The sequence below is a fragment of the Allobosea psychrotolerans genome (assembly GCF_002917105.1).
In the GTDB taxonomy this organism is placed as follows: domain Bacteria; phylum Pseudomonadota; class Alphaproteobacteria; order Rhizobiales; family Beijerinckiaceae; genus Allobosea; species Allobosea psychrotolerans.
In genome coordinates this window covers 15,750-42,320 of sequence record NZ_PQFZ01000032.1, presented here as the reverse complement: position 1 = coordinate 42,320, position 26,571 = coordinate 15,750, and the positions used below count along the sequence as shown (strand labels likewise).

At 66.3% G+C, this 26,571-nt stretch carries 25 protein-coding genes and 1 pseudogene; 12 read left to right on the top strand and 14 right to left on the bottom strand.

Annotated elements, in window-relative coordinates:
- A pseudogene (locus CYD53_RS28610) lies at positions 1-206 on the bottom strand (GTP 3',8-cyclase MoaA); the annotation flags it as partial.
- Positions 207-393: 187 nt separating this feature from the next.
- On the opposite strand from CYD53_RS28610, the gene CYD53_RS28605 reads away from it, so the two are divergent.
- The 3 genes from CYD53_RS28605 to CYD53_RS28590 all read left to right on the top strand — a co-directional run bounded on the left by CYD53_RS28605 (position 394) and on the right by CYD53_RS28590 (position 3,538).
- Positions 394-762 carry a gamma-butyrobetaine hydroxylase family protein gene (locus CYD53_RS28605; RefSeq protein ID WP_103721476.1) on the top strand — a complete coding sequence of 123 codons (369 nt, stop codon included), beginning with the start codon at positions 394-396 and terminating at the stop codon, positions 760-762.
- Between the two features lie 845 nt (positions 763-1,607).
- Positions 1,608-2,030 (top strand): tripartite tricarboxylate transporter TctB family protein, encoded by a 423-nt coding sequence (locus CYD53_RS28595; protein WP_103721474.1) that lies wholly within the window; start codon positions 1,608-1,610, stop codon positions 2,028-2,030.
- Positions 2,030-3,538 carry a tripartite tricarboxylate transporter permease gene (locus tag CYD53_RS28590; protein WP_103721473.1) on the top strand — a complete coding sequence of 503 codons (1,509 nt, stop codon included), beginning with the start codon at positions 2,030-2,032 and terminating at the stop codon, positions 3,536-3,538. The genes CYD53_RS28595 and CYD53_RS28590 overlap by 1 nt, the downstream gene beginning before the upstream one ends.
- Positions 3,539-3,881: 343 nt before the next feature.
- On the opposite strand, the gene CYD53_RS28585 is transcribed toward CYD53_RS28590, so the two are convergent.
- From CYD53_RS28585 to CYD53_RS28575, 3 genes are all read right to left on the bottom strand, one after another.
- Positions 3,882-4,463: a L,D-transpeptidase gene (locus CYD53_RS28585; RefSeq protein WP_103721472.1), complete on the bottom strand. Its 582-nt coding sequence runs from the start codon at positions 4,461-4,463 to the stop codon at positions 3,882-3,884.
- Positions 4,464-4,806: 343 nt separating this feature from the next.
- Positions 4,807-5,706 (bottom strand): lytic transglycosylase domain-containing protein, encoded by a 900-nt coding sequence (locus CYD53_RS28580; protein WP_103721471.1) that lies wholly within the window; start codon positions 5,704-5,706, stop codon positions 4,807-4,809.
- Positions 5,707-5,729: 23 nt separating this feature from the next.
- Positions 5,730-6,089, bottom strand: a complete 360-nt coding sequence (locus tag CYD53_RS28575; RefSeq protein WP_103721470.1) for a RidA family protein — start codon at positions 6,087-6,089, stop codon at positions 5,730-5,732.
- 155 nt (positions 6,090-6,244) lie between these two features.
- Between CYD53_RS28575 and CYD53_RS28570 the strand changes: the two genes are divergently transcribed.
- Positions 6,245-7,705, top strand: coding sequence for a cryptochrome/photolyase family protein (locus tag CYD53_RS28570; RefSeq protein WP_103721469.1), 1,461 nt, complete (start codon positions 6,245-6,247; stop codon positions 7,703-7,705).
- A gap of 26 nt (positions 7,706-7,731) precedes the next feature.
- Here the strand turns inward: CYD53_RS28570 and CYD53_RS28565 are convergent, their stop codons facing one another.
- On the bottom strand, positions 7,732-8,052 hold the full coding sequence (locus CYD53_RS28565; RefSeq protein WP_103721468.1) for a hypothetical protein: 321 nt from the start codon (positions 8,050-8,052) through the stop codon (positions 7,732-7,734).
- Between the two features lie 167 nt (positions 8,053-8,219).
- Here CYD53_RS28565 and CYD53_RS28560 point away from each other — a divergent pair, with 167 nt between their 5' ends.
- Together CYD53_RS28560 and CYD53_RS28555 are read left to right on the top strand one after the other, a co-directional pair.
- Complete coding sequence (locus CYD53_RS28560; protein WP_103721467.1) at positions 8,220-8,576, top strand: type II toxin-antitoxin system RelE/ParE family toxin; 357 nt, start codon at positions 8,220-8,222, stop codon at positions 8,574-8,576.
- 1 nt (position 8,577) lies between these two features.
- Positions 8,578-8,868 (top strand): helix-turn-helix domain-containing protein, encoded by a 291-nt coding sequence (locus CYD53_RS28555; protein WP_103721466.1) that lies wholly within the window; start codon positions 8,578-8,580, stop codon positions 8,866-8,868.
- A 28-nt stretch (positions 8,869-8,896) separates the two neighbouring features.
- On the opposite strand, the gene CYD53_RS28550 is transcribed toward CYD53_RS28555, so the two are convergent.
- On the bottom strand, positions 8,897-9,226 hold the full coding sequence (locus CYD53_RS28550) for a hypothetical protein (RefSeq protein ID WP_103721465.1): 330 nt from the start codon (positions 9,224-9,226) through the stop codon (positions 8,897-8,899).
- A 172-nt stretch (positions 9,227-9,398) separates the two neighbouring features.
- On the opposite strand from CYD53_RS28550, the gene CYD53_RS28545 reads away from it, so the two are divergent.
- Positions 9,399-9,644 carry a hypothetical protein gene (locus tag CYD53_RS28545; RefSeq protein WP_146056032.1) on the top strand — a complete coding sequence of 82 codons (246 nt, stop codon included), beginning with the start codon at positions 9,399-9,401 and terminating at the stop codon, positions 9,642-9,644.
- A 614-nt stretch (positions 9,645-10,258) separates the two neighbouring features.
- Here the strand turns inward: CYD53_RS28545 and CYD53_RS30455 are convergent.
- Positions 10,259-10,996, bottom strand: coding sequence for a S24 family peptidase (locus CYD53_RS30455; protein WP_181012069.1), 738 nt, complete (start codon positions 10,994-10,996; stop codon positions 10,259-10,261).
- A gap of 575 nt (positions 10,997-11,571) precedes the next feature.
- On the opposite strand from CYD53_RS30455, the gene CYD53_RS28535 reads away from it, so the two are divergent.
- From CYD53_RS28535 to CYD53_RS28525, 3 genes are all read left to right on the top strand, one after another.
- Positions 11,572-11,784, top strand: a complete 213-nt coding sequence (locus tag CYD53_RS28535) for a hypothetical protein (RefSeq protein ID WP_146056031.1) — start codon at positions 11,572-11,574, stop codon at positions 11,782-11,784.
- A gap of 250 nt (positions 11,785-12,034) precedes the next feature.
- Positions 12,035-12,913, top strand: coding sequence for a hypothetical protein (locus tag CYD53_RS28530; RefSeq protein WP_103721462.1), 879 nt, complete (start codon positions 12,035-12,037; stop codon positions 12,911-12,913).
- A complete protein-coding gene (locus CYD53_RS28525) occupies positions 12,910-13,449 on the top strand; it encodes a hypothetical protein (protein WP_103721461.1) in 540 nt (179 codons plus the stop codon). The genes CYD53_RS28530 and CYD53_RS28525 overlap by 4 nt, the downstream gene beginning before the upstream one ends.
- 66 nt (positions 13,450-13,515) lie before the next feature.
- Here the strand turns inward: CYD53_RS28525 and CYD53_RS28520 are convergent, their stop codons facing one another.
- From CYD53_RS28520 to CYD53_RS28490, 7 genes are all read right to left on the bottom strand, one after another.
- On the bottom strand, positions 13,516-15,069 hold the full coding sequence (locus CYD53_RS28520; protein WP_103721480.1) for a type II and III secretion system protein family protein: 1,554 nt from the start codon (positions 15,067-15,069) through the stop codon (positions 13,516-13,518).
- Positions 15,070-15,309: 240 nt separating this feature from the next.
- The gene (locus CYD53_RS28515; RefSeq protein WP_245928474.1) at positions 15,310-16,485 is read right to left on the bottom strand and encodes a patatin-like phospholipase family protein; all 1,176 of its coding nucleotides are present in this window, start codon (positions 16,483-16,485) and stop codon (positions 15,310-15,312) included.
- A gap of 72 nt (positions 16,486-16,557) precedes the next feature.
- On the bottom strand, positions 16,558-17,901 hold the full coding sequence (locus CYD53_RS28510) for a sensor histidine kinase (RefSeq protein ID WP_103721460.1): 1,344 nt from the start codon (positions 17,899-17,901) through the stop codon (positions 16,558-16,560).
- The gene (locus CYD53_RS28505) at positions 17,901-18,737 is read right to left on the bottom strand and encodes a DUF3313 domain-containing protein (protein ID WP_181012068.1); all 837 of its coding nucleotides are present in this window, start codon (positions 18,735-18,737) and stop codon (positions 17,901-17,903) included. The genes CYD53_RS28510 and CYD53_RS28505 overlap by 1 nt, the downstream gene beginning before the upstream one ends.
- Positions 18,738-18,748: 11 nt before the next feature.
- Complete coding sequence (locus CYD53_RS28500; RefSeq protein WP_103721458.1) at positions 18,749-19,156, bottom strand: hypothetical protein; 408 nt, start codon at positions 19,154-19,156, stop codon at positions 18,749-18,751.
- Between the two features lie 289 nt (positions 19,157-19,445).
- Positions 19,446-20,735, bottom strand: coding sequence for a HAMP domain-containing sensor histidine kinase (locus CYD53_RS28495; RefSeq protein ID WP_103721457.1), 1,290 nt, complete (start codon positions 20,733-20,735; stop codon positions 19,446-19,448).
- Between the two features lie 2 nt (positions 20,736-20,737).
- Positions 20,738-21,424 (bottom strand): response regulator, encoded by a 687-nt coding sequence (locus CYD53_RS28490; protein ID WP_103721456.1) that lies wholly within the window; start codon positions 21,422-21,424, stop codon positions 20,738-20,740.
- 243 nt (positions 21,425-21,667) lie between these two features.
- Here CYD53_RS28490 and CYD53_RS28485 point away from each other — a divergent pair, with 243 nt between their 5' ends.
- Together CYD53_RS28485 and CYD53_RS28480 are read left to right on the top strand one after the other, a co-directional pair.
- On the top strand, positions 21,668-22,735 hold the full coding sequence (locus CYD53_RS28485) for an efflux RND transporter periplasmic adaptor subunit (protein ID WP_103721455.1): 1,068 nt from the start codon (positions 21,668-21,670) through the stop codon (positions 22,733-22,735).
- A complete protein-coding gene (locus CYD53_RS28480) occupies positions 22,735-25,944 on the top strand; it encodes an efflux RND transporter permease subunit (RefSeq protein WP_103721478.1) in 3,210 nt (1,069 codons plus the stop codon). The genes CYD53_RS28485 and CYD53_RS28480 overlap by 1 nt, the downstream gene beginning before the upstream one ends.
- Positions 25,945-26,571: the final 627 nt, after the last annotated feature.

Genomic DNA, 26,571 nt, shown 5'->3' with positions numbered 1-26,571 from the left:
ACGAAGGCGGTGGCGAGGCGGTCGATCTCCTCCAGCGTCAGCAGGTCGCGCTTGGGCAGGAAGGTCATGTCCTCGGACATGCAGTAGACGCAGCGGAAATCGCAGCGATCCGTCACCGAGATGCGCAGGTATGAGATGTCGCGGCCGAACGGATCGACCAGCGGCGCACGCGCGAGCGGTTCGATCGCATCGGGCCTGGCGATCACATCGGGCTTGATGTCGTCGAGGAGCACTGCTTCATCCCTGAAGACGGCCAAATTCTGAAAACCACCTTGCTGCACGCGGGCAGGTGCATGGCAGTGGCCGCATCGCTATATCCGGTGAGACATTGGCATTGCGGCTGCCAAGGTCAAGCGCGGCCATCGTCGCAGTCGCCCTGGAGCAAACACAACCATGTCAACATGGCCGACCGAAATCCGCCTCGCCAAGGATCGCCGCACCCTCCATGTCGCCTTCGAGGATGGCGCAGCCTTCGCGCTGCCGGCCGAATTGCTGCGGGTGGAAAGCCCCTCGGCCGAGGTCCAGGGCCATGGCCCCACGCAGAAGAAGACCGTGCCGGGCAAGGCCGAGGTCGAGATCATCGGCGTCGAGCCCGTCGGCCATTACGCCGTCAAGCTCTCCTTCGACGACATGCACGACACCGGCATCTACGCCTGGGACTATCTGCGCGAGCTCGGCGAGCATGGCGAGGCGAAGATGCAGGCCTATCTCGACGCGCTGGCGGAGCAGGGGCTGTCGCGGGAGCGGGTGAAGCGAGGGTAGCGCGCCAGGGAGCCGCTCAGAGTCCGTTTGGAAATCGACTGAGCCCTCATCCTGAGGAGCCGCGAAGCGGCGTCTCGAAGGATGCTCCAGGAGGCTCCTGTGCAAGCTGGAGCATCCTTCGAGACGCGCCTGCGGCGCTCCTCAGGATGAGGGCTGGAGTTTCCAAACGGGCGCTGCGCAATATCTCAAGGTAACGAGCGCAAAGGCAGCACGGCGATGAGGTCGTTCGTGGCGCGCAGCGCCGGATGAGGGGGCGCCGTGCCCTGTCCGGTTAGCGTCATGTTCAGCCAGGCGGAAAGCTCGCGGCGCCCCCTCATCCGTCAGCGCTACGCGCTGCCACCTTCCCCCGCGAGGGGGGAAGGGAAACCGCCCGCGCTCGATTGCCTACCTGCCGAGCCCGGCCTCCTTGATCTGGCCGATGACGCCTCCCGTCACCAGGTCGACGCCGATTCGATACTGGCTCGGCATTCAGCGCTCCTTCGCCAAGCCGGCGGTGAGATCCATCTCCGTCGCAATGCGGCGTGACACAGGCACCAGGCAATCGCGCTTGACGGTGGCGTTGAAGCGGCCATCGGCCGGCTCGTTGCCGACCCTGCTGCCGATGGCCGTGCAGCGGACACGCCGCGAACTCTCAGGGGCCGAGACCTCGCAGGATGGCAGCGTTGCGACAAGCCCAAGCGCCCGCAATCCGGCGGCCTGTCCCGTCAGCCGGTGCGGGCCTGCGGGTCCGCTGCCGCCTCCACGAAACCATGCCCCAAAACCGTGAACAGCGCCGGCGTTCCGCTTGACGGCGGTTCCATGGAAAATAACAATCAAATGAAATAATCCACCTAGGGAGCATAGGCATGGTCAACCAGAATTCCGCGCGAGGGATTTTCCTCGCGGCGGTGGCGCTTTTCTTCATGGCGACTGCGCTGCGCTATCCGCTTGGTGATCTGGCCCATGCCGGCCCCGGGCTCTTCCCGCTCCTGCTGAGCGTCCCGCTGCTCGCCATTGCCTTGCTGATCATCGTGCAGGCGCGCCTGAGCGCTCCGGTGCCGCTCAGCTTCAACCTCAAGAACATCGCCTTGATCATGCTCGGGCTGGTGGCCTTCGTCGTGGGGGCCCAGCTCGTCAACGTCGCCCTGGGGATCGTCCTGATGGTCTTCATCGCGGGCTTTGCGGCGGTGACCTATTCCTGGACGCGCAACCTCAAGATCGCGCTCGGCCTCATCGTCGTGGCCTATGTCTTCGAGCATTTCCTCGGCCTCAATCTGAGGCTCTTCTGATGGAGATCCTGCATAATCTCGCATTCGGCTTCGAGCATGCGCTGACGCCGGCGAACCTGCTCTATTGCGCCATCGGCTGCGTCGTCGGCACGCTGGTCGGGCTGCTGCCGGGGCTCGGGCCCTTGGCGACGATCAGCCTGCTCCTGCCATTGACCTATTCGCTGCCGACCGGTGGCGCGCTGATCATGCTCGCGGGCATCTATTACGGCGCCCAATATGGCGACAGCGTCAGCGCCATCACCATGAAGATCCCTCATGCCAGCAGCATCGTGGCCTGCATCGACGGCTACCAGATGACGCTGAAGGGCAAGACCGGCCTGGCCCTCTTCACCGCCGGCGTCTCGAGCTTCATCGGCGGGACGGTCGCGATCCTCGTGCTGGCGAGCCTTGCGCCGACGCTCGGCCAGGTCGCCCTGCTGTTCGGCCCCACCGATTATTGCGCGCTGATGCTGGTCGGCTTCGTCTGCGTCAGCTTCATCACCACCGGCAGCCTGCTGAACGGGCTGGCGATGTGCCTGCTCGGCGTCCTGCTCGGACAGGTCGGCACCGATCTGGAGACCGGGCTGGAGCGCTTCACCTTCGGGCTGCCCTCGCTCACCGACGGCGTCAGCCTCGTCAGCCTGGCGCTGGGCTGCTTCGGCATCGCCGAGATCACCAAGAACCTCGATGCGCGCGAGGAACGGACGCCCTTCAACGGCAAGATCCACCTGATGCCGACCTGGCCGGAGTTCAAGCGCATCATTCCCAGCGCCCTGCGCGGCAGCGTCGTCGGCTCAATCCTCGGCATCCTGCCGGGCGGCGGCCCGGTGATCGCGCAGTTCGCCGCCTATGCCCTCGACAAGAAGGTCAGCAAATACAAGGACGAGATCGGCTCGGGCGCGATCGAGGGCGTCGCGGGACAGGCGGCGGCCGACGAGGCGGCGGCGCGCACCAGCTTCATCCCCCTGATGAGCATCGGCATCCCCGAGAACGCCGTCATGGCGCTGATGATGGCGGCTTTCATCATCAAGGGGATTCAGCCGGGCCCGAACATGATCGCCAAGCATCCCGACCTGTTCTGGGGCCTCGTCGCCAGCATGTGGGTCGGAAACTGCTTCCTGCTGATCCTGAACGTGCCGCTGGTGCGGTTCTGGCTCTCGGTCTTCAAGATACCCTACAACGTGCTGTTCCCGTCGATCCTGTTCTTCTGTTGCATCGGCACGTTCAGCGTCAACAATAGCCTCAACGACATCCTCACGACGGCGGCGTTCGGCCTGATAGGCTACACCATGATGCGCCTGTCGCTCGATCCGGCGCCGATGATGCTGGGGTTCATCCTGGGGCCTATGCTGGAAGAGTATTTCCGCCGCGCGATGATCATCAGCCGGGGCAGCTTCACCACCTTCTTCACACATCCGATCAGCGCGACGCTGCTCAGCCTCATCGCGCTGTTCTTCGCCCTTCAGCTTTTCCTGGCGTTCCGGGCCAAGCGGGCCGTGGTGGTCGAGGTGCCCGCTGCGTCGGGGTGAGCGCTGGCGGGCTTCAGCGTTAAGCGATGGCGTTGTCCTCCGCCGTCATTCCGGGACATGGCGCAGCCATGGGCCCGGAACCCAGAACCGATGCCCGTCCTTGTGAAGCTTGCCAGCGGCCGGTGCCTTCTCAAGCTGCGGCATCGGTTCTGGGTTCCGGGCTCGATCCTTCGGATCGCCCCGGAATGACGGCGGAGACTGACGCCATCGCTCGGCGCTGAAGGCCGTCAGTTATCAGGAGGCGGCTTCCCGCCGCAATTGCGACAAACGAAAAGGCCGGCGTCACCGCCGGCCTTTTGCTTTGGAAACGGGCTTCGTTGAAGCCTGCCATGTCTCGTGCTGCTCAGCGGGCGACGACGACCCGGGTGCCGACCTTGGCGCGCTCATAGAGGTCGATGACGTCCTCGTTCAGCATGCGGATGCAGCCCGAGGAGACCGCCTGGCCGATCGTCTCCGGCTCGTTCGAGCCGTGGATGCGGTAGAGGGTCGAGCCGAGATACATGGCGCGCGCGCCGAGCGGGTTTTCCGGACCGCCGGGCATGAAGCGCGGCAGGTCGGGGCGGCGCTTCAGCATCTGCGAGGGCGGCGTCCAGCTCGGCCATTCCGCCTTGCGGGTGATGCTCTGCGAGCCGGCCCAGTCGAAGCCGGGGCGGCCGACGCCGACGCCGTAGCGCATCGCCTTGCCGTCGGGCATCACGAAATAAAGCCGACGCTCGGTGGTGTTGATCACGATGGTGCCGGGGCGCTGCTTGCCGTCATAGGAAACGAGCTCGCGCGGGATCGCGGTCGCCTGCGCTTTGGCCGGGTCGGCGCTCTGCATCAGCGGCTGGCGCGTCAGCGGATCGATCTCATAGGCATGGGCGGATGAGGCAGCAGCGAGCAGGCCAAGCCCGGCAAGCGTGGCCATACGGAAGAAACGGTTCATCGGGACCTCGGACGGATGGCAGGGGAGCGCTAGGCTCGAAGTTGACCCAAATGTGTCAACATCTCCTCAATTTTCTGTCAGAGCGTTTCGGTTGGCGCAATTGCGCCATCATCACATCGGTGCGAGGTCAAGGGCTTTGACGCGCGCCGTTGCGCGTGAGCAACAGGCCGCAAGTCGGCTCAGAAGCTTTTCTGATGAGCCCCCTTGAGCCTTCATCCTGAGGAGCGGGCTTCAGCCCGCGTCTCGAAGGATGCTCCAGGAGGCTCCGCAACCTCTGGAACATCCTTCGAGACGCCGCGTGCCGCGGCTCCTCAGGATGAGGGCTGGAATATCCAAACGGCCGTCAGCTCTTCAGCACCACGCAGGCGCCCCGGTTGTCCTGGATGCGCCGGCACAGGGCGGTGGCCTGCGCCCGCGTCGCCGCCGGCAATCTGACTCGGTAGAAGGCGCGCGTGCCGCGGCTGCGCAGCCTCGTGCCGATCACCATCGGGGAGAGATCGGCGATGATGGCGCGATGCCGGGCGCTCGCCCGCTGAAAGGCCGAAAGCGCCCGTGCCTTCGAGAAATTGGCGGCGAGCTGCACGCCCCAGGGCGCGAAGGGCGCCTCCGCGACGGCAAGCGCGCCGCGTCCGGCGCGGATGAGCGCGACGGTGGTGAGGCAGGGCGCCTGGCCGTCCGGGCTCGCCGGCCGGGCGGGGCGGATCTCGCCCTCAGTTGCCGCCCGCGCCTCCTCGGCCCAGGCTTCGGCTGCCGCGCCGGTGACCGAGAGGACGTAGTTCTCGGTCTCGGCGGGCAGGAAGCCGCGGCCGGCGAGCCAGCTCGAGACGCGGGTGGGGCCGCCATTATAGGCTGCCGCCGCCAGCCCCCAATTGCCGAAGCGCTGGCGCAATTCGCTGAGGAAATGCGCCGCCTTGGGCACGGCCTGCTCGGGGTCGAACGGGTCGGCGAGGCCGCGTTCGCGCGCCGTGCCGGGCATGAACTGCGCCACGCCCTGCGCGCCCGCCGGGCTGGTGACGCTCGGGCGGAAGCTCGATTCCTGGAAGATCAGCCGCGTCAGGAAACCGGCGGGCACGGCCTGCGCTGCCGCCGCATCGTCGATCAGCCGACACAGCGCGGCGTCGATGCCCGAGGAGGGCGGCTCCTGCGCCAGGGATTTTTGGGCCAGGACCGGCGAGGCGCCCGGCAGGGCAAGCATCAGGCCGGGCAGGAGCAAACCGGGAAGGAGCCATGGCCGCCTTGTCATGCCGCGCCCGTTCCCGACGCGTCTCAGGCGGAACGCTTGGCCGCGACCGCGGTGATCTCGATCGCATAACCCGGCGAGGCCAGTTCCGCCTGCACCGTTGCCCGCGCCGGGGCGTTGCCGGGCGCGACCCAGGCGTCCCAGACCGCGTTCATCTCGGCGATCGCCTTGATGTTGGTCAGGAAGATCTGGACGCTGAGGATGCGCTCCTTGCCGCTGCCGGCCGCCTCCAGCGTTTCCTCCAGCAAGGCGAGAACCTCCTGCGTCTGCTCCGTGAGCGAGGCGCCTTGCGTCTGCTCCGCGCAATGCCCGGCCAGGAAGACGATGCCGTTGAAGGCGGCGGAATCGCACCAGCGCGGCGTCAGCCCGGTCCGTTCGATGGTCATGTCGTCAGTTCCTTATCCCAGTCGTTTCCGCCGCCTGCTTACCCGCAATGTCGCGCAGCCGACAGGCCCCGATGTCCAGGCATCCACAAACAGGCGTCCACAAAGGGAAGAGCTGCACCTTGCCGGGTGCTACCGCCGCACCCTACTCAAGGGCCATGACAAGAGCTGCCCTGCACTGGTTCCGCGACGATCTCAGGCTCGCCGACAATCCCGCACTCGCCGCCGCGATCGCTCATGGCCCGACCCTGTGCCTCTATATCCTCGACGAGGGCGGCGAGCGCCGTCGGCTTGGTGGCGCCTCGCGATGGTGGCTGGCGCAATCGCTGCGCGCGCTCCAGGCTTCGCTGCGCGAGAAGGGAGCCGAACTCGTGCTGATGCGCGGCGATCCCGCCGAGCTCCTGCCGAAGCTCGTGGCAGCGGCCGGAATCGATCTCGTGACCTGGAGCCGACGCTATGAGGCGGCCGCGATCGCGCTCGATCGCGGTCTGAAGGAGACGCTGGCCGGCGCGGGCGTCACCGTGCGCAGCTTCAACAGCCATCTCCTCAACGAGCCCTGGCAGGTGTCGAGCAAGCAAGGCGAGCCGATGAAGGTGTTCACGCCCTATTGGCGTGCGGCGCGCGCCAGGGGCGAGCCGGCTGCGCCGGAGCCGGCGCCGCAGCGCATTGTGCCCCTGCCGCTCCCGAGCGCTCTCGCGGGAGCCGCGGTCGACCTCGCCGATCTCGGGCTCGAGCCTACCAGGCCGGACTGGGCGGGCGGCTTGCGCACGGAATGGACGCCGGGCGAGGCGGGCGCGGCCGGGCGGCTCGGCGATTTTCTCTCCGGCGCGCTGGCAGGCTATGGCGATGGGCGCAACCGGCCCGATTTCGTCTCGACATCGCGGCTTTCGCCGCATCTGCGCTTCGGCGAGATCGGCCCCCGCCAGATCTGGCATGCCTGCCAGACGGCCTCAGCGGCCGGCATGGCGGCGGGCGGCCCGTCCGACCTGGACAAGTTCCTCTCCGAGATCGGCTGGCGCGAATTCTCCTACCATCTGCTGTTCTACAATCCCGAGCTGGCGACGAAGAACTACAATGCCCGCTTCGACGCTTTTCCCTGGGGCTCGGAGACCGAGGCGCTGAAGCGCTGGCAGCGTGGCCAGACCGGCTATCCGCTGGTCGATGCCGGCATGCGGGAACTCTGGGCGACCGGCTGGATGCATAACCGCGTGCGCATGGTCACCGCCTCCTTCCTGATCAAGCATCTGCTGATCGACTGGCGGCAGGGCGAGGACTGGTTCTGGGATACGCTTGTCGATGCCGATCCGGCCAGCAACGCCGCAAGCTGGCAATGGGTTGCGGGCTCGGGCGCGGATGCGGCGCCGTATTACCGCATCTTCAACCCGGTGACGCAGGGCGAAAAATTCGATCCCCGAGGCGATTATGTGCGCCGCTGGGTGCCCGAGCTTGCACGGCTCGATACTGGTGCGATTCACGCGCCCTGGCAGGCTGATGCCGCGACCCTGCGCGATGCCGGCGTCAGGCTTGGCGAAACCTATCCGCGCCCGGTGATCGACCTGGCCTTTGGGCGCCAGCGCGCGCTCGACGCGCTGGCGACGATCCGCGGCGCTGCGGATTGATCCGCAGGCGCCGCGCTGCGCGCAAGCTACTGGATGATGCCACGCTTCGAGCCGAAGCCCTCGATATAGCAGCCGCATCCCGCGCCAACCGGGGCGGGGCGCGTCTCGCAGGTGCCGCGCGAGGTCACGCAAACCTCGCCGAAGCGGCGCTGGCGATAATAGGGCCGCTCGTCGTCATAGCGCGGCCGCCGGCGCTCATATTCCCAGTCGCGCGGTGGCGGCGGGCGGTCGTAATCGTAGCGCGGCGGGGGCGGGCGGCCATAGGGGTCGTAATACTGCGCCTGGGCGGCGGTTCCCGACAGGGAGGCCAGCCCCGCCAAGGCGACCAACGCAAAAATCTTCGACATGGCGAACTCCCTTCCGGATTGCCGTGACCGGCCGTGAGGCCGAACAAAGGCGCAATCTGCACGCCAGGATATGAACACAGCCTGACGGGCGGGGTTCCGTATGGCGCGCGGGGCTACGCGGCACAAATCTCCCTAGACCAGACTACGGCAATGCCGTATAAGATCGCATGCATAGCGTCTTGCTGACTTCGGTGTTCGAACGACAGGCCAAGGCGGCGGGGCTGGACGATGACGAGATTCAGGAGATCGCCGTCGCCGTCGCGAGCGATCCGCGCGGCGGTGAATTGATGATCGGGACTGGCGGGGCGCGCAAGATGCGCCATGCCGGTCGCGGCGAGGGAAAGAGCGGAGGCTACCGCACGATCCATTATTTCGGCGGTGACGACGTGCCGCTCTTCCTGCTGGCGCTGATCGACAAGGGTGAGCGCGCCAATCTCAGCAAGGCGGAGCGGAACGACCTCGCGAAGGTGCTGCCGAAGATCGCGGAAGCCTACAGAGCTCAGGCGAAGACAGGAGGCCAGTGACATGACGAAGTTCGGCCAGGACTTGATCGAGAGCGCCAACGAGGCGCTGGCGATTGCGCTGGGCAAGGCGAAGCCCGCCCGTACGATCACGGTGGAGACGGTCGACGTGGCTGCGATCCGCAAGCGGCTTGGGCTGTCCCAGGATGCCTTTGCGAAGAAATTCGGCCTCAGCGCCGCGACGCTCCGCGATTGGGAGCAGGGCCGCCGGCAGATGGACCGCACGGCCCAAGCCTTCCTCAAGGTGATCGACCGGGCGCCGGAGGTGGTGGAGAAGGCGCTGAAGGCGGCCTGACCTGCCCTGAAGCCGAACAAGGGGCGTTTCACGCGGCCGCTGCGTTGAGCCGCATGTCATGGGCAAAATCGGCGGCGTCTGCGGCGCTGCAATCTTCGCGCTCCGCGATGTGGTTCTGATAGGCCTTGCGGATGCGGGACTGGCCCCTGGGTCGTGCGAGATCGCCGGCGACCCACTCGCTCACGCCCATGACCAGCCAGGGCATGGTCTGGCTGCGCTTGCCGGCGATGATGTCGATGACGGTGAAGTCGATGCCGTCCTGCGTCTCGATCTCGATCAGGTCGATGCCGCCGATGCAGACATCGCCATGATCGAAATCGCAATCCTCGAACGGGAATGTCGCGGCGCTGGCGCTCATCCGGGTCTCTCCTGGGATGGAGAGAGGATGCAAAATGTATCGAATCATGTCAATACATATCGTATCGTAGCCGCTGCGATTTATTTTGAGGAGGCAGCCGATTTTCGACTCGACTTCAGGTTGCCGGGCTGGCTTAAATGAGAACATTAGGGGAACAAAAGAAGGTTCGGCCATGAGCAGCGTTTGCCGGGAGATGTCGCGAGATAAGCCCGGCCTGGCCGATTTTGCCGCTCTCTATATCCGCTGCGACGATTGCGGCAACGAGAAGCGTATGACGCCGCAAGTGCTGGCCCGCTTCGTCGATCGCGGCATCCATTGCGCCGACGAGCTCAGGCCGAAACTGACCTGCTCGGTCTGCCGGGCAGGCGGCGGGATCGGCAAGAACGTCGCGCTCATTCCGGCGTTCCGGTGGGGGTAGGGCGCATTCGAGCGATGTGGGTGCGGTTCTCGCATGGAGATAGCGCGTCAGAGCAAGGAGCTGAGGCTTGCTGTCTTGGTCGAGAAACGCGCCGTCGTCCCGGACAAGCGGCGAAGCCGCGCCGCTCCGGGATCCATCGTAGAGCATTGTTCTCGGGGCTCTGCGCTTCGCTCTGCCCGAGAATGACGGGCGCGCTTCCCTTCTCCCCTCGCGGGAGAAGGTGGCTCGGCGCAGCCGAGACGGATGAGGGGGCGCTGTGAGTTCACCATTTAGCAGAGTGCGACGCCAGCCGGACAGGGCACGGCGCCCCCTCATCCGGCGCTGCGCGCCACCTTCTCCCGCCAGGGGAGAAGGGAAGAGCGAGCCCTGCCGTCACGCTCGGGCGTGGGCCTGAGAAACTCACAACCAGAGTGCTCTGATTTGCGAGATGGTCGGGCCAAGCCCGACCATGACGCGCTTCGGATCCCGGGGCTGCGCGGAGTTTATCCTTGGGCCGATCGAAGATCGGACCCGAGGGCTACGCCCGGGATGACGGCGTGTTTCAAAGCAAAGAAGCAAAAACGCTCAGCCTCATCGCCCCGCGACGCAGCACATGAAGCTGAGGCTGCGCTCCCTCACTCGCCCCTGAGTTCCCGTTCCGGGATCACACGCAGGATCTGCTTGATCGCGCTGGCGTCGAATTCGAGCCGGCCGGCGGGGTTGAACTGCTCGACCGTGACCCTGCCGGAATTCATCGAGACCAGGCGCTTGATGAAGGATTTGCCGGGGCGGCCTTCCTCGGCCGGCTTCAACTCGATGACGACATAGTCGCGGATGGCGGGCTTGCGCTTCTCGACATAGACGCGCTCGCCATCCTCATATTTGGGCGCCATGCTGTCATTGGAGACGCGCAGCGCGAAGACGTCCTTGCGGTCCAGGATGCCGATCGGCCGCTTGACCATGTCGATCACCTGGCCGTTCATCTCGAAGGCGTCGTCATCGCTGGCAAAGCCGCCGACCGTGATGCCGAGTTCCTGGATGTCGCTGGGTCCATGGGTTTTCGGGAGCGCGGCCTGGCCCTCGAAGACCGCATTGGGCTCGGCCAGATAGCCGCGCGGCGAGGCGGGTCTTGGCGCGACGGCAGGGCCGTCGCCGCCGCTGGGCGCCTCGCCGTCGCCGAACAGGATCCAGCCCGCCTTGACGCGGAAGGCGCTGGCATATTTCTCCGCCACGGGCTGCTTGATGCCGCGCCCGCCATTCTCATGGGCCCGGTAGGTGACCTCGTTCCAGCCGAAGGCCTGGGCGGCCTCCGTCGGGGTGGGGAAGCCTCTCAGCTCCCGGGCGCTTCGCAGGCGATCGGCGGGTGTGTCCATGGCTCCTGTATCGCACGCTTCACGATACGTTTCATCTTGACCGATACGATACAATATGTATCGTAGATGTCCATGATGAACCCCTTCGACGATGTCTTCGAGGCGTTTGGCGGCCCCGCCCGGCTTGGGCGTCCGCCCGCGCTGCGCGCCGCCTCCTGTCAATCCACCGTTCACCAATCCGCCGACCGGACGGCGTGTGTCTCGGGTGTCCTCCCCCCGATGATGCGAAGCGAAGGCCGGCCCTTGCAGGGGCCGCCCGCATCCCAGGCTTTCTCCTCGCGCTCGTCCCGGCGCGCAACTGGCGGGGCGGCCCGTGACAGCCGCCCCGCACCTCTTGGCAACCTCCTCAGCCCTCATCCTGAGGAGCCATTCCGTTGGGAATGGCGTCTCGAAGGATGCTCCAGGAGGCTCCCGAACCATCTGGAACATCCTTCGAGACGCCGCTGCGCGGCTCCTCAGGATGAGGGCTGGAGTGTCCTAACGGGCTCCCGCAAGCGCACGATCGCGCTGGACGGGATCGCATGGCCGGGAGCGCCCGGCGCGGCTCGATCCGGCGCAACGCTGAGGACCGGGCCATGACCGCCAGCATCATCTCCTTCAAGGACGCCTCGACCCGGCTCTCCCGCCAGGCCCAGCTCAGGCGCGAGCAAGAACGGCGTGAGCAGGAGCTGATCGAGGCGGCGGAGGCCGAGCTCGACAAGGCGCCCGTCCAGTCCGAGCGGTTGATCATCCGCTCGCTCGCCCGTCTCCGCGAGCGGGACGCAGCTCGTGATCGGGACGCGCCATGAAGCCCGCTCTCCAGGCGCTGCGCCGTCTCAAGCCCGGGCAAATCAATGCGACCGCGAGCCCTCATCCTGAGGAGCCATTCCGTTGGGAATGGCGTCTCGAAGGATGCTCCAGGAGGCTCCCGAACCATCTGGAGCATCCTTCGAGACGCCGCTGCGTGGCTCCTCAGGATGAGGGCTCACCTTTCCAGACGGGCGCCCACACTGACAGCCCGCCCCGGAATGACGGCTGCCGCACAGGCGAGGCTTTCCGATGAGCCGCTGGTATCGCGCCTATGCCGGCACGGTGAAGGACGACAAGCTCGCCGAGGTCGCGGTCATCGCCGCCTGCTCGCGCTCTGTTGCGATCGCGGTCTGGCACGCGCTCCTTGAAAGCGCGGCCGAGACCGATGATGGCGGGCGCTTCGAGACGACGCCGCGCCGCGTCGCCGCCGCCCTGTGCGAGCCGGCCGGCACGATCGCGGCGACCTTCGCCGCGATGGCCGAGATCGGCATGATCACGGGCGATGCGGTGAGCGCCTGGAAAACCCGCCAATATGAGAGCGACAGGAGCACGGAGCGCTCGCGCAGGCACCGTGAAGCCAAGCACCGGGACGTGATGCGCAACGGCCAGGCTGCGTTGCCGGGACGTTGCGCAACGCTCCCAGAGTCAGAGGCAGAGTCAGAAACACAAGACGAATCCGCTGGCGCGGCATCGTCTGCGCCGCGCGCGCCGGATCTCGCTCTGGATGAGGCGCAACGGCGCTGCTGCGAGGCTGCGGGCTCGCAGAGGCTGGGGTCCTTCGCGCCGATCGCGGAATGGCTGCATCGCGGGGCCGATCTCGAGCGCGACATCCTCCCGGTCATCCGGGCCCGCCCGGCGTCGGGCGGCAGGGTCAGCTCGTGGAAGTTCTATGGCCCGATCATCGCCGAGGCGCTGCTGAAACGCAGCCCGGCCCCAGTGAGCCAGGGGCCGCCAAAAGTCTTCGTCGTCAAGGGAACGGCGGAATGGCGCGAGCGCGTGGCGGCCGGCCACAAGCCGGGAATGACGACGCAGCACCCCAGGACCAAGGCCGAGGGCTGGTATTTCCCGGCCCCTGAACAGCAGGGCCAGGCAGCAAAAGACATGGCAGAAAAGGACAAGGCAGCATGAGCAGGCCCGGCAAGAAGCGCGCAATGGTCTTGCGCGAGCCCAATGGGCGCCCGCAGCGCCCGAGCGCCACTGAGCGGCAGGCGGCGCGCCTCAAGCGGGAGCAGGGCGAGCGGGCGACGGTGCTCGCCCAGCCGCACCGCAGGGGCAATCATGACCAGCTCTGCGCCTCGCCGCTCGGCCGGCATGTGCTCGATTGTCGCCTGCGCCGCGAGCTTTACGATGCGGGCGAGGAATATGCCGAGACGACGCGGCGCTGGCGGGCGGCCAAGGGCGTGCCGGTCGGTCTCATCGTCGTCGGGGTGGGCTCGGGGCGGGAGTTGTCGGATGAGGTGATCCTGCGCCTCCAGTCGCGCCTCAACGCCATGCGCAAGGCCGTCATCGACGGGGCGGGGGAGGCGACGCTCCAGGCGCTCGACCGCGTCGCCCTCGACCATGAGACCATTCCCGGCGCGATCGGCTTCCGCGTCACGGCCGGGCTGCTCATCCTCGCCGAATATCTCGGGCTGGTCCCCAGGAATGCTCATCCCTATCGATGAGGCGGCAGGGTCGCCATCATGCGCGTCCCGAGGATCGCGGCCAGGACGCCGTCGGGAATGAAGGACTCAATCGCGGATGAAGCCGACCCGACCCTTATAGCTCTGGGGCGGCGGCGTGCCTGTTCCCCCATAGAGCTTGTTCAATCGCCCCAGCAATACGGCTTGGGCGTCGTGGGCTTCGACGAAGCCGTCATCGGGCCGCTGCACTTGGTCCGGGTCCATCGCCCTGGCGATATAGGGCGTGGCTGTGATCATCAGCTCGGTCTCCTCGCGCTGATAGTCGCGCGAACGGAACAGCGCCCCGATGATCGGCACGTTCATCAGGCCGGGAAATCCGTTGATGGTCTGTTTGGTGACGCGCTGGAGCAGGCCTGCCGTTGCGATCGTGCCTCCCGATGGCAGTTCGACGGTGGTGTCCGACTTGCGCACGCGGAAAGCCGGCGCATTGACGGATTCGCTGTCCGAGCTGCTCGTGTTGCTGAGACGGAGCTGGTTCTCGTAGTCGAGTTCGGTGACCTCCGTGGCGATCCGCATGCTGATCTTGTTGCCGGACAGGACTATCGGCGTGAAATTGAGCGCGACGCCGATCGGCTTGTAGCTCACGCCCAGCGTGCACTTGCCGTTGTCGCATGTGTACCCGGTCGGGATCGGGACCTCGCCGCCGGCGGTGAATTTCGCGCTTTCGCCCGAGATCGCCGTCACCGTGGGCTCGGCGAGGACCCGCGACAGGCCGGCGCGTTCGAGCGCGCGCATGGTCACATTCGTCGAATTGCCGATGCCGGCCGAAATGGATGTGCTCGACAGCTGCTGTGGCAGTTGCGAAAACGGGTTGTCGATCGTGGGGGAGACGGAGACATTCCCGATCTTCCATTGCCCGCTGAGATTGATCCCCAGCTGCTTGATCGCCTTGCGCGAGACCTCGGCGACGACGACACGCACCATCACCTGATCGCGATCGCGGATCGACAATGAGTTGATCACCGCGCCCTTCGACTTGTCGGCCGCAGAGCCGCCCAGGAAGGTTGTGGCGATGTCGGCCGCTTGCGTGGCCTCGGAGGCGTTTGCAACCTCGCCGACCAGCAGGATCGATCCTCCGGCGGACTTCACCTCGATCCGCGCCTTGGGCAGGACGGTCCGCAAGCTCTGGCGCAGCTCGTCGAGATCACGCCCCACGTCGATCTCCAGCCCGGAAATCTGCTTGCCATCGGCGTCGATCGCAAAGATCGATGTCGCGCCGGCGCTGATGCCGATCACGAAGAGCCGGCGCGCCGACCGGACCACTGCATTGGCCACTTTCGGATCGGCGACGAAGACCTCCCGCGCATCGCGCGGCAGCTCGACGATGATCGATCGGCCGACGGACAAGGGCACCTTGCGAGAGACCATATGCTCGCTCCCGCCCACCGTGATGACCGGCGAGGGGATCGTCGTCTGCGCGGATGCAGGCGCTGCGGCCAGCCAGATGAGCGCCGTGGCCAACCTGAGGAGCGCCGCGCCCGGCCATCGTCTCGGCCAGGCGCGCTTTCGACCGGCCCCGCGCGCACGCGGCAAGGCGTGGCGTCCTTCGATCGCGCGATTGGTGGTCAGGTTGCGGCGCCATGGAGATTCGAGCTTAGGCATCTGCAGCTCCATTGTATAGCATATCAATCTTCGGTCGTGATGCCATTACTATGGATAATATTCTATTAATGTTTTGTATTGGCAATTTTCTGCGGTGTAATGAATTGTTTCTGGTCGCAGAATATCAGTATTTATACATAAATATTATTTTTGAATCTCAAGAGACGATCTCGGAATAGGCGAATGAAGTCGATCACCCCTCGCGGGTGGACGTATGAAGCGTCACGTCGAGCCGCTGTCTCACGACCCGCCAAAGGGCGGGGTGCTTTTCCAAAGCTTGCCGGACAGGCTCTCCTCGTAGCCGAGCTTGAAGATCGTCTGCATGTAGTCCTGGTTGAAGGCGTCGGTGGGGTTATAGGGAACCGCCTTGTCGATCGCCGCGAGGTGAAAGCGGATGCCCGCGCGCTTGGAGAAGCCATAGGTCGCGTTGATGGCGCTTCGCGTCTGCGCCTTGATCATGGTCGACAGGGCCCGGCTGCCCACGGAAAATGTGGAGTTCGAGACGACGTCGAACTCCGGGATCAGCGCGTTGTTGATGATCACATACAGGTCGGCCTTGCCCAGACCGGGCAATCGGCCTGGCCTGGGCGAGAGAAGCACGCTGTCGGGGATGGTAAAGACCTGGTTTGCCGTCGCGCCGTCCGAATGCAGCTCCTGGAAGCTCCCGGAGCCTGCCTGGACATCGAGCAGAACCGGCGGGAAGGCTGCAGGAATGCTCGCTGACGCGACCAGCACGTCCTGGAACAGCTTCAGCGCGCCGGGCTGCCCGCTGCTGGCGATACGCCCCATGTCCCAGACGACGGGCCTTTGTGCGTCCATGTTTGTGGTGACCACGATCAACCGGCGGCCTTTCCTGTGCTCGGCCGCGACGGCCGTGAGCAGTTCGCGCGTGGCGTATTGCTCGACCATGCGGCGCAACGGCCCGGCCTCCAGCAGGCCCGAGCCCAGCAAACCCGAGGGCAACCACTTCATCTGGTAGAGCTTGCTGGTGATGCCGCTCGTGTAGATGTGGATGAGGGTCTCGTCATAGCCGGGCCCCAGAAAGGCAAAGGGCGCGATCAACGCCCCCGTGCTGACCCCGCTCACCAGGTCGAAACGCGGGCGCTTTCCCGAGGCCGTCCACCCGGCCAGCACGCCCGCCCCGAAAGCGCCGCCGGAGCCGCCGCCCGATAGCGCCAGATATGTGAGCGAGCTTGTCTTCCGGGGGGACGGGCCCAGCCTCTGGCGGGCGAAATCGGCGAGGCTGCCGTCTCCCCAGACGCGGACATCGGGAAAGCCTGGCACCTGGGCGATCGCCTGCTCCTGCAAGGTGAAGGGGGTGCGCGGCGCCGAGGCGCAGCCGGCCAGGGCGAGGAACGCCAGGCCCAGCGCGCTGCGCGTCAGTGGCCACGCCCTCGACATCTGCAAGGCAATCATGTCGTCTCCATCGCCGGGAACTCGGGCTGAGCTCTCATGCCGCGGCCTCGGCGTCGTGAAGCGCCGCGGGGGTCAGCGTTCGCAGGGCACGGTTATGGTCGCAGTCAGGCCGAACGGCTTTGCGTCGGACAATTCGAGCCGGCCGTCATGGACCTCGGCGATCATTTTCACGATCGCCAGGCCGAGCCCGAAACCGTTCGGCGCGCCGTCATGCTTCTCTGCCGCCTTCGCGGTGTCGAAGGGGGCGAGCGCACGCTTCTTGTCGGCGTCGGATAAGCCGGGCCCGTCGTCGACGACCTGGATGGCCACCTTGCCGTCGGCCGCGAGGCCGGCGCTCAGGCGCACTGTCGGGGCGTAACGCGTGGCGTTGTCCACCAGGTTGTTCAAGGCGCGTTCGATCAGGTCAGGATCGCAATGCAGTTTCAGGTGGTTCGGTCCGGCATAGGCGACGTCGAAGCCCATATCGGCGAACTCGTCGCTGACCGTCCGCAGGAGCGCCACCAGATCGACCGAGCAAAGCTTCGGGAGGGGGCGACCATGCTTCAGATAGTCCAATGAGGCGTGAAGCATCACGTCCATCGATTTGAGGTTCGCCAGATTGCGTCGCCTCAGCTCGACATCCTCGATTTCCTCCGCCAGCAGGCGCAGGCGCGTGACCGGCAGGCGCAGGTCATGATTGATCGCGCCTATGACGACGGCGCGCTCGCGCATCAGGGCGGCGGTCCTGTCAGCCATCCCGTTGAGTTGCGCGGTCAGGTCGCGGATCTCGCAGGGTCCCGTCTCGGGCAGCCTGACCCAGTTCCGGCGCGCATCGAAGCCGGCGAAAGCACTCGCGATCCGGCGCAGCGGATTTCGGATCTGCGTCACGACCCAGGTCGCCGCTGCAAGCGATGCGATCACGAGCGAGCAGAGGAGCCAGAGAAACGGGCCGGACGAGGATGAGAGCGCCTCAGCCGGAACAGGCACCGAGAGGAGCCCGCCATCGGGCAGCGAGACCAGAAGCCTGGAGCCGTTGTGTCCGGCAGTGGCTGGAGCCTCCCCGCTCCTTTGCCTCAAGAGCGCGAAGCTTACGCCGCCCTGCTGCGCCTGGTTCAGTTGAGCGATCGTATTTTCGTCGCCGCGAGGCTCCTGCGGATCGAGCAGGATCGTGCCGGGCAGGATCCGCTCCGCAAGCGCCCGCGCCTTGGCCCGGCTTTCGAAGGTTGAGCTCGTCAGCGCATCGACGAGGGCCGCGACCCGGCCCTCGAAGGGGCTGGCGGGGCTTTGCAGGAGGCGATCGAACGCCCCCAGGCGAATGACCGCGATCAGGAGCGCGAAAGCCAGGAGCAGCGCGATCATGGCTGTCGCGATCAACTGCCCGAGGACCGAGAACGGCAGATGCCGCCAGCGCGTCGCTGTCTCCTGCCTGACGTCCATCACGGTCGCGCCGCGCCGGAATCGGTCCAGTTGGGCGGCAGCCCCACCATCCCAGCGACCAGGCCACCAACGCCCGGGTTGCGTCCGTAGCGGGCGCAAGCGACCTCCTTCGGAGATGCTCCCAGGAATTCACCGACACCGCGCACGCTCGGCACGGACAGCGAAAGCTTGATCGGATCGTCCCCGGTCACGAGAAGGCGCGCGAAGTCGGCGCCGAATTCGCTCGCCAGCGCATAGGCGTCCGCCTCGTTCGAGGCGCGCGGGCGCGTGGTCATCGAGTCGGCGCCGCGCGCCCAGGTCAGAGCGGCCTGCTGAGAGCCTTGGGCCATCGCCTCGGCTTCGACCGCGAGGCTGCCAAGGCCGATCGGGATGCGCGGCACGCTGATCGGCAAGCCGGTCGCCGCGCCAGCAACCGAGCCGCCGATGCTGGCTGCGCTCGAAATGCTGGCCATCGTGACATTGGTCGGCGCGACTGCCGTGACATGGGCCTGGACGACGAGGTCGGCCTCGCGAGGGGAGCGCACGATCCGAAACCGCTCGCTGAGCCCTGCGCAGAGCGAGCGGTCGATGCTGTTGCTCACCAGACGCCGCTGCTCCGGGGAGAACCCGGCCACTTGCGCGCTGTCGGCAAAGCTTGCGGGCATGATGGCGACCGTCTTCGCCGCCAGCACGTGCGGCTTGTCGACCCGGAAGCTTGCATGGGTCAGCATGCCGTCGCTGCGTTGCTGGCCGTCATAGCTCGAGAGCAGGCCGCTGCGTGTCAGCGAGGAATCGGCGCAGCCCCCGATCAGAAGCGCTGCGCCAACCATTACGCTTGCGGTCGTCGGCTTGCGCATGATCGTGCTCATCAGCGTGCCAACCGCAGGTCTTCCGCCTTCCCGCTATAACCCAGCAAGCCACCGGCGATCTTGCGGAAGCGAAGGCAAGGGGTGCCCGCGAAGCGCAGCTCCATGCAAATCTCCTGGCCATTCACGGACCAGCTGATCGGCATCGTCACAGGTCCCTCGAAGGAACCCGTGCCGTCCGGAGCGAAGGTGAGGCGAGCGTTGCGCCCATCCTTCACGGCAGCCCAGGGGCGGCCATCGGAGAGGAGCTTTGCCGCCTGCTCTACCGGAAGGAATTCCTGGGCGACGATCGGCGTCGCGTTAGCGATGGGCGCCAGCAGTGCGGCCAGGCGGGAGGACATCTGCAAGGACAGGACCAAGCGGCGCACTGCCTGCCGGTGCATGTCAGGTGGTTGGAACCCAAAGGCCATGTGGCGAATCTTCTGAACCGTGATCGTGAGTTCACGGCTTAGCGATTCCGGCGTTAATGGCAGTAAAGCCTGTGTAAAGTTACGTAAACACCAGAGATCGAGCTCGCTGGCGCGCCAAAACTCCCGATCATCTGCGTGAGCCCGCCTGGAAATTCCAGCCCTCATCCTTCAAGACGCCGTTCCCTGCGGATCGGCTTCTCGGGATGGGGCTCGCGGCATGTCCGCACCGTCTCCGGGCGCGGCCTCCGGGGCTGGTCTCCACGCCATGCGCCGTCGAGATCGACCCGGATCAGGCTTGATCCTCTGCCGGGCTGTACGCCATTGCCTTGCGGGGAAGCTCGAGGGTGACGGTGAGCCCGCCCGCGTCGGGCAGCGACGCGTAGACGCGTCCGCCATGGCGCTCGATCGCCTGCCTGGCGATGGCCAGGCCCAGGCCGTAACCGTCGCTCGATACCGCGTCGTCGCCGCGGGAGAACGGTTGGAAGATCCGCTCGAGCTCGTCTCGCCTGACGCCGGGTCCCTGATCCGTGACCGAGAGCTTGAGGCGCTCGCCCGCGGTCTCGCAGAGCACGGTTATACGCGTATGCGCGGCCGTGTATTTGATCGCGTTGCGGACGACGTTCTCGAGCGCCCTGTAGATCAATTCTCCCTCGACCTCGGCGTTGAAGCTGCCCTCGACGCTTGCCGTGATCGAGACCCCGCGGGCCTGGGCCTCGAACGCCGCATCGCTCAGGATGTCGTTCAGGAGCTCGATGACATCCAGCGTCTGCGCCTTCAAGGGAAGGTCCGATCTGCCCGTCAGCCGCGCCAGGGTCAGCACTTCGCCCACCAGCGCATCCAGCCGTTCGACCTCCCGGTCCATCCGGCCCAGCATGGCGTCAAGCTTCGTCGGGCTCTGGCGCAGGACGCCCACAGCGGCTTGCAGACGCGACAATGGCGAGCGCAATTCATGCGACACGTCATGGAAGAGCCGCTGCTGTGCGTCCTGAAGCTGCTGCAGCCTTGCGGCGCTGGCGTCGAAATCATGCGCGAGCGCGGTGACCTCGTCTCTTCGGCCCGCCATCTTGTCGCCGATGCGGACATCGAAGCGGCCATGGGCGAGCGCGCTCAGCCCGTCGCGAAGGTGCACGACCGGGCGGATGAGATACCGGGCGAGCGCCGCCGCCGATATCGTGCTCGAGATGAATATGGCGATCCACGGCATCAGCAGAGCCAGATAGTCGAGAACGACATTGGCTTTGCCCAAGACGGAGATGCGGTAGCAGATCCCGTCCTTCAGGATGAGGCGTGTCTCCGCCCCGCGCTCCTCCGCGCAGGCCCCGGAACCCGTCGCCCTTGACATCGTCAGGCCGAGCGGCGCCGTGTCCTCGCTTGTCCGGGCGAAGCGCTGGGCGGCATCCTCGCCATCCCGCGCGAGCACCTTGGCAGCCAGGTCCATGGCGAATTCCTGCTGCCGAAGCTCCAGTTCCCGGGAAAAGGGAACCGCCTGAAACAGGTAGACGATCAGGATGATGACCGCGACGGAGCTCGCCAGCGTCAGCCAGATGATCGCGAAAAATTTCCAGAAGAGCCGGGGCATGGTCAATCCACGAGCAGTTGGTAGCCCTGGCCGCGAACGGACTGGATCCAGGATTGTCCATCCTCCCGCAGCCCGAGCTTCTGGCGCACGCTGCTGATATGGACGTCGATGCGACGATCGAACGGCGTCAGCGGCTTGCCGAAGGCGCGTTTCGAGATGTCCTGCTTTTGCACGAGCTGGCCGGCGCTGCGGGCGAGCACTTCGAGCAGGCTGAACTCCGTCCCGGTGAGATCCAGAGGCTGCCCGCGCCATTCGACCGTTCGGTTGCCCGGGTGGATCACGAGTTGCCCCGCCCTGAGCGTATCGGTCGACGCGCTGCCGGCGGATTGGCCGGCGCGACGCAGGATCGCCCGCAGCCTGGCTGCGAGCTCGCCCGGCGAGCAGGGCTTGGCCACATAGTCGTCGGCGCCGAGATTCAGGCCCGATATCCGGTCGATGTCGTCGCCGCGCGCCGTCAGCATCAGGACGGGGATCTGGCTGAGCTTCCTGATCCTCTGCAGGACTTCGATGCCGTTCATGCGCGGCATCATGATGTCGAGCACGATGATGTCGACCGCGTTGCCGGCGGCGGCGGCAATGGCGGCCCGGCCGTCCGTGTCCGTCGTGACATCATAACCTTCTTCAGTCAGGTATTCCTGCAGAAGCATCGTCAACTCGACATCGTCGTCGACGAGGAGAACCTTGCTCATTGACCGAGTCCACCGCTCATTTCGGCGAGCCATACCGCAGAAACGCGGATGCGCGACCGAGTTTTACCTAAATTAACACGGACTTGACCGCGTTTAACATTCATTCGGCTACTCGCGGAAACGACAGCATCGGCCGCAGGATTCGAGCCCTCGCAGGATCGCCCGGGTGAAGCCTCCGTCGAGCCGGCATGGGGCGAGGCGAGGGCGCCGGTGGCCGGAACCGCAAGGAACGAAGCGTTGAGAATGTCGGCCGACCTGCTCGTCGCCACCCTTGTCGGGGCGGCGCTTCTCCTGTCCTTGCGCATTGCCGCGGCAGGCCAGCCCGAGGCGCCGGCCCTGACCGTCACCCTGGCGATGCCGGCCCATCGCGATTGGCCGGAGACCGTTCCGGCGAGCGGCTGGCTGAAGCCATGGCAGGAGGCGATCATCGCCTCCGAGACGAGCGGCCTGCGCATCACCGACGTGCTGGTCGAGGTCGGATCGGTCGTGAAAAAGGGGCAGGTCCTCGCCCGGCTGTCCCAGGACAGCGTGCTGGCGAGCCTGCGAAAGCAGGAGGCGGCCGTCAAGACGGCCCAGGCGACCCTGGCGAAGGCCAAGGCAAATGCCGAGCGGGCCCGCAAGCTGCGCTCGTCCGGAGCCCTGTCCGACGAGAAGATCGCCGAATACATGGCCGATGAGCAGACCGCGGCAGCCGGCGTCGAATCCGAGGAGGCGGCGCTCGACAGCGAAAGGATCAAGCTCGAGCAGACGATCATCACCGCTGCCGATGACGGCCTCGTGACCTCGCGCTCGGCTGAGCTCGGCGCGGTCATCTCCGCCGGCACCGAACTGTTCCGCCTGGTGCGCCAGCAGCGCGTCGAATGGCAGGCGGAGGTTTCGGCGCACTATCTCCCGCGCATTTCGGAAGGGCTGAGCGTCACGATCGATCGGGCCGATGAGGGCCCCGTTCAAGGCCGGGTCAGGCTGGTGGGGCCTTCTGTCAGCACCAATACCGGCCGAACGATCGTCTATGTCGCGCTGCCCGCCGATCTGCGCCCGCGCATCGGCCTTTACGTCACGGGCAGCATCGAGCTCCAGACCACCTCGGCCCTCACGGTTCCCGAGACCGCGATCATCTTCCGTGACGGCATCAACTACGTCTTCACGGCCGGTGAGGACAGGCGGGCGCGCAGGGTGCGGGTGGAAACGGGGCGCCGCAGCAAGGGTGAAGTCGAGATCCTGTCCGGCCTGGACGCGTCGTCACGCGTCGTGATGTCGGGGGGGCCGTTCCTCTCCGACAACGCGCTCGTCAGGATCGTCGGAGCCGAATGATGAATTTCTCGGCATGGTCGATTCGCAAGCCCGTACCGGCGATCTTGCTCTTCGTGATGCTCACCTTTGGCGGCCTGCTGGCTTTCAAGCATCTCGCTGTCCAGAATTTTCCGGATATGGACCTGCCGACCATCAACATCGCCGCCTCGCTCGATGGCGCGGCGCCGGCGCAGCTGGAGACGGAGGTCGCCCGCATCATCGAGGACAAGCTCGCCTCGCTGAGCCGCCTCGACCACATCACGACGACGATCACGGCCGGATCGGTCTCGATCAAGGTCTCCTTCAAGCTGGAGAAGGACAGCAGCGACGCCTTGAACGAGGTCCGCAACGCCGTGGACAGCGCCAAGGCCGATCTGCCCTCGCAGCTGGAGACGCCGAGCGTCACCAAGGTCACCGTGCAAAGCTCCGCCCTGGTCACTTATGCGCTGCGCTCGACCCGGCTCAACGAGACCGAGCTGTCCTGGTTCGTCGACAACGACCTGGCCAAGGCCTTGCTCTCGGTGCCGGGGGTGGGGCAGGTCGGCCGCGTGGGCGGGATCGACCGTGAGGTCCATATCGATCTCGATCCAGCGACGATGGCCTCGCTCGGGGTCACGGCGGCCACGGTTACCTCGCAGCTGAAATCCGTCCAGGCGGACACCTCCGGTGGGCTCGGCGAGATCGGCGGCAGCCGCCAGACCCTGCGCACGCTCGGCGCCGTGGTCTCGATCGAGGCCCTGAAGGGGCTGCGCATTCCCTTGGCCAACGGCCAGCAGATCCGCCTCGACGAGGTGGCCACCGTCACGGACAGCTTCGCGGATCGCTCCTCGCTGGCCTATCGCGATGGCCAGCCGGTGATCGGGGTCGAGATCAAGCGCTCGAACGGCTTCTCGGACACCGGCGTCGTGGCCGCTGTCAGGACGGTGATGGAGCGCTTCGCGGCCGCCCATCCCAATGTGCAGATCGAAGAGGCCTACAGCACGGTCGGGCCGATCGTCGAGAACTACGACGGCTCGATGCAGATGCTGTTCGAGGGAGCGATCCTGGCGGTCATCGTCGTCTGGCTGTTTCTGCGGGACTGGCGCGCCACGGTCCTGGCGGCGGTGGCCCTGCCGCTGTCGGTGATACCGACCTTCCTCGTGATGTATCTCGCCGGCTTCAGCCTCAACATCGTCACGCTGCTGGCGCTCTCGCTCGTCGTCGGCATTCTCGTCGACGACGCCATTGTCGAGATCGAGAACATCGCCCGCCATCTTCAGATGGGCAAGGCGCCGATGGACGCCGCGCTCGAAGCCGCCGACGAGATTGGGCTGGCCGTCATCGCCACCACCTTCACGCTGGTCGCGGTGTTCCTGCCGACCGCGTTCATGAGCGGCATACCGGGGCTGATCTTCCGCCAGTTCGGCGTCACCGCGGCTGTCGCCGTCCTGGTCTCGCTCGTCGTCGCGCGCCTGCTGACGCCGATGATGGCCGCCTATTTCATGAAAGCCCAGCCGAGCGAGCAGACAGACGGGCGCGTCATGCGCCTCTACATGGCCGCCGCCAAGGCTGCCCTGAACCACAGGAAGACGACGGTCCTCGTCACCGCCATCGTCATCGCGCTCTCGCTGTCGACCATTCCGTTCCTGAAATCGGGCTTTCTGCCTGCGTCCGACGACGCGCGGACGCAGGTCACGCTGACCCTGCAGCCGGGCTCCACCATCGCGCAGATGGATGCGACCACCAGGAAGGCCGCCGAGATCATCGCCGGGCTGCGCGACGTGACGCATGTCTTCGCCACAATCGGCTCAGCCTCCGCGGGCGGCGGTCCGGAGACCAGCACCACCAAGAACGTCGCGACCGCCACGCTCGTCGTCAGCCTGAGCGCCATCAATGCCCGCGACCGCAAGCAGTCGCAGATCGAAAACGAGATCCGCCTCGCCCTCTCCGCTCTGCCGGGCGTGCGGATTGCGGTGGGCGGCGGAGGCAACGGCACCAAGCTCGACATCACGCTCGCCAGCGACGATGCCGTCACGCTGGATGAAACCGGCGCGGCGCTCGAGGAGCAGCTGCGCACGCTGCGCGGCATCGGCGCGGTGACGTCGAGCGCGGCGCGGCAGGCTCCCGAGATTCAGATCACCCCCGATTTCGCGCGGGCCGCCGCGCTCGGGGTGACCTCCAGCGCCATTGCCGAGGCCGTGCGCGTGGCGACGAATGGCGAGTATTCCGCCGCTCTGCCGAAGCTCAACCTGCCGCAGCGGCAGATCCCCATTGTGGTGCGCCTCGCCTCCGAGACGCGCACGCGGCTCGACGCCATCCGGAATGTCAGGGTGGCGGGGGCCAATGGCAATGTCGATCTCGGCTCGATCGCCGGGATCCGGATCGGCGGCAGCCCGTCCCAGATCGACCGCATCGACCGCATGCGCAACGTCACCCTGTCGATCGAGCTCAACGGCCGCATTCTGGGGGATGTCAACGGCGAGGCGCAGGCGCTGCCGGCGCTGCGGCAGTTGCCGGCGGGCGTCACCCTCGTCGAGCAGGGTGAGCTTCAGCGCACCTCGGAGCTGTTCCAGAGCTTCAGCCTGGCCATGGCGATCGGCGTGTTCTGCATCTATGCGGTCCTCGTCCTGCTCTTCCATGACTTCCTGCAGCCGCTCACCCTGCTGATGGCGCTGCCGCTTTCGCTGGGAGGCGCATTGCTGCCGCTCGTGCTGACCGGAACCAGCTTCTCGATGTCGGTCGTCATCGGGCTGCTCATGCTGATGGGCGTGGTGACGAAGAATTCGATCCTGCTGATCGAATACGCCATCATGTCGCGCGCCCAGGGCATGGCCAGGTTCGAGGCGCTCATCGATGCCTGCCACAAGCGCGCGCGCCCCATCGTCATGACCACCATCGCCATGGGGGCGGGCATGCTGCCGGTCGCCTTCAGCCTGACGGGCGGCGATTCCAGCTTCCGCCAGCCCATGGCGATCGTGGTCATCGGCGGCGTGATCACCTCGACCATCCTCAGCCTGCTCGTCATTCCCGTCATCTTCACCTTTGTCGACGATCTGCTCCCGGCGCTCAGGCGGCTCCTGCCTGGAACCGGGTCACGCCGCGAGACCACCGACCGGCGGGCCGAGGCCCCCGGCACGCGAGGCGACGACGCCCTTGAGCCCGGCCGGCAGGGCAGGGGCGAGCCCGCCCCGGCAGAGGCGCGCGCAAGCCGCATCGTGACGCTGGGGCGCCGGTTTGACGGGCGTCGATAACGAGGAGTTCGGACGATCCGGTCGTCGGCGATTTGATGGCGTCATCATCATCAAGCCGCATCCTGCATGGGCGGGGAGGCCGGGCCCGAGCGGCGGTGCGACGAAGGCCTCGCCATCTATGACGCGATGGGCCTGGAAGCCGCGTTCGAGGTCGCCGGCATTGTTGAGGTCGCGGGGGCCGGGAGCGGGGCTTGGGCGGGGGCGGGCGAAGCGGCGCGCTGGTCATGCGCGCCGGGCTTCTGGGGCTGATCGCTCGGGATGCTCGCCCGTATCGATGAGAGGAGGGCGCTCAGGCATCTCCGTTCGGCATCCCGGTGCCGCCGACGCGCCTGTCGCAGGGCTGGTGCGACGCCCACTCGATAGGTTCGCGGCCATGGCCGGCATGTCTGCAAGGATGACGGCTGCGCCGCGGCTCCTTCGAGGTCTCATTAGCACAGATTGCGGCAACGAAGGGCTCGATCATGCCGGCTCCTGGCCCTTTGCCGACGTCGTGGGGAGTCTGCTTTTGGGCGGCTGGTTGGCGCGCAGGCCGTCGGGCAAGAGATAAAGCTAGCTTAGGAAGATCGAATGCTTCCGGCCGCAGCATTCCATGCGAATAAGACTACAAACCTTGCTGGCGCGGCAGGT

What these genes read in the sequence shown, in the direction of transcription:
- CYD53_RS28555 (WP_103721466.1), top strand. Translation starts at nt 8,578, where the DNA reads ATGACGAAGTTCGGCCAGGACTTGATCGAGAGCGCCAACGAGGCGCTG.
- CYD53_RS28510 (WP_103721460.1), bottom strand. Translation starts at nt 17,901, where the DNA reads ATGGACGTCAGGCAGGAGACAGCGACGCGCTGGCGGCATCTGCCGTTC.
- CYD53_RS28560 (WP_103721467.1), top strand. Translation starts at nt 8,220, where the DNA reads ATGCATAGCGTCTTGCTGACTTCGGTGTTCGAACGACAGGCCAAGGCG.
- CYD53_RS28545 (WP_146056032.1), top strand. Translation starts at nt 9,399, where the DNA reads ATGAGCAGCGTTTGCCGGGAGATGTCGCGAGATAAGCCCGGCCTGGCC.
- CYD53_RS28530 (WP_103721462.1), top strand. Translation starts at nt 12,035, where the DNA reads ATGAGCCGCTGGTATCGCGCCTATGCCGGCACGGTGAAGGACGACAAG.
- CYD53_RS28590 (WP_103721473.1), top strand. Translation starts at nt 2,030, where the DNA reads ATGGAGATCCTGCATAATCTCGCATTCGGCTTCGAGCATGCGCTGACG.
- CYD53_RS28570 (WP_103721469.1), top strand. Translation starts at nt 6,245, where the DNA reads ATGACAAGAGCTGCCCTGCACTGGTTCCGCGACGATCTCAGGCTCGCC.
- CYD53_RS28485 (WP_103721455.1), top strand. Translation starts at nt 21,668, where the DNA reads ATGTCGGCCGACCTGCTCGTCGCCACCCTTGTCGGGGCGGCGCTTCTC.
- CYD53_RS28480 (WP_103721478.1), top strand. Translation starts at nt 22,735, where the DNA reads ATGAATTTCTCGGCATGGTCGATTCGCAAGCCCGTACCGGCGATCTTG.
- CYD53_RS30455 (WP_181012069.1), bottom strand. Translation starts at nt 10,996, where the DNA reads ATGGACACACCCGCCGATCGCCTGCGAAGCGCCCGGGAGCTGAGAGGC.
- CYD53_RS28595 (WP_103721474.1), top strand. Translation starts at nt 1,608, where the DNA reads ATGGTCAACCAGAATTCCGCGCGAGGGATTTTCCTCGCGGCGGTGGCG.
- CYD53_RS28505 (WP_181012068.1), bottom strand. Translation starts at nt 18,737, where the DNA reads ATGCGCAAGCCGACGACCGCAAGCGTAATGGTTGGCGCAGCGCTTCTG.
- CYD53_RS28535 (WP_146056031.1), top strand. Translation starts at nt 11,572, where the DNA reads ATGACCGCCAGCATCATCTCCTTCAAGGACGCCTCGACCCGGCTCTCC.
- CYD53_RS28495 (WP_103721457.1), bottom strand. Translation starts at nt 20,735, where the DNA reads ATGCCCCGGCTCTTCTGGAAATTTTTCGCGATCATCTGGCTGACGCTG.
- CYD53_RS28585 (WP_103721472.1), bottom strand. Translation starts at nt 4,463, where the DNA reads ATGAACCGTTTCTTCCGTATGGCCACGCTTGCCGGGCTTGGCCTGCTC.
- CYD53_RS28565 (WP_103721468.1), bottom strand. Translation starts at nt 8,052, where the DNA reads ATGTCGAAGATTTTTGCGTTGGTCGCCTTGGCGGGGCTGGCCTCCCTG.
- CYD53_RS28500 (WP_103721458.1), bottom strand. Translation starts at nt 19,156, where the DNA reads ATGGCCTTTGGGTTCCAACCACCTGACATGCACCGGCAGGCAGTGCGC.
- CYD53_RS28550 (WP_103721465.1), bottom strand. Translation starts at nt 9,226, where the DNA reads ATGAGCGCCAGCGCCGCGACATTCCCGTTCGAGGATTGCGATTTCGAT.
- CYD53_RS28605 (WP_103721476.1), top strand. Translation starts at nt 394, where the DNA reads ATGTCAACATGGCCGACCGAAATCCGCCTCGCCAAGGATCGCCGCACC.
- CYD53_RS28520 (WP_103721480.1), bottom strand. Translation starts at nt 15,069, where the DNA reads ATGCCTAAGCTCGAATCTCCATGGCGCCGCAACCTGACCACCAATCGC.
- CYD53_RS28525 (WP_103721461.1), top strand. Translation starts at nt 12,910, where the DNA reads ATGAGCAGGCCCGGCAAGAAGCGCGCAATGGTCTTGCGCGAGCCCAAT.
- CYD53_RS28580 (WP_103721471.1), bottom strand. Translation starts at nt 5,706, where the DNA reads ATGACAAGGCGGCCATGGCTCCTTCCCGGTTTGCTCCTGCCCGGCCTG.
- CYD53_RS28575 (WP_103721470.1), bottom strand. Translation starts at nt 6,089, where the DNA reads ATGACCATCGAACGGACCGGGCTGACGCCGCGCTGGTGCGATTCCGCC.
- CYD53_RS28490 (WP_103721456.1), bottom strand. Translation starts at nt 21,424, where the DNA reads ATGAGCAAGGTTCTCCTCGTCGACGACGATGTCGAGTTGACGATGCTT.
- CYD53_RS28515 (WP_245928474.1), bottom strand. Translation starts at nt 16,485, where the DNA reads ATGATTGCCTTGCAGATGTCGAGGGCGTGGCCACTGACGCGCAGCGCG.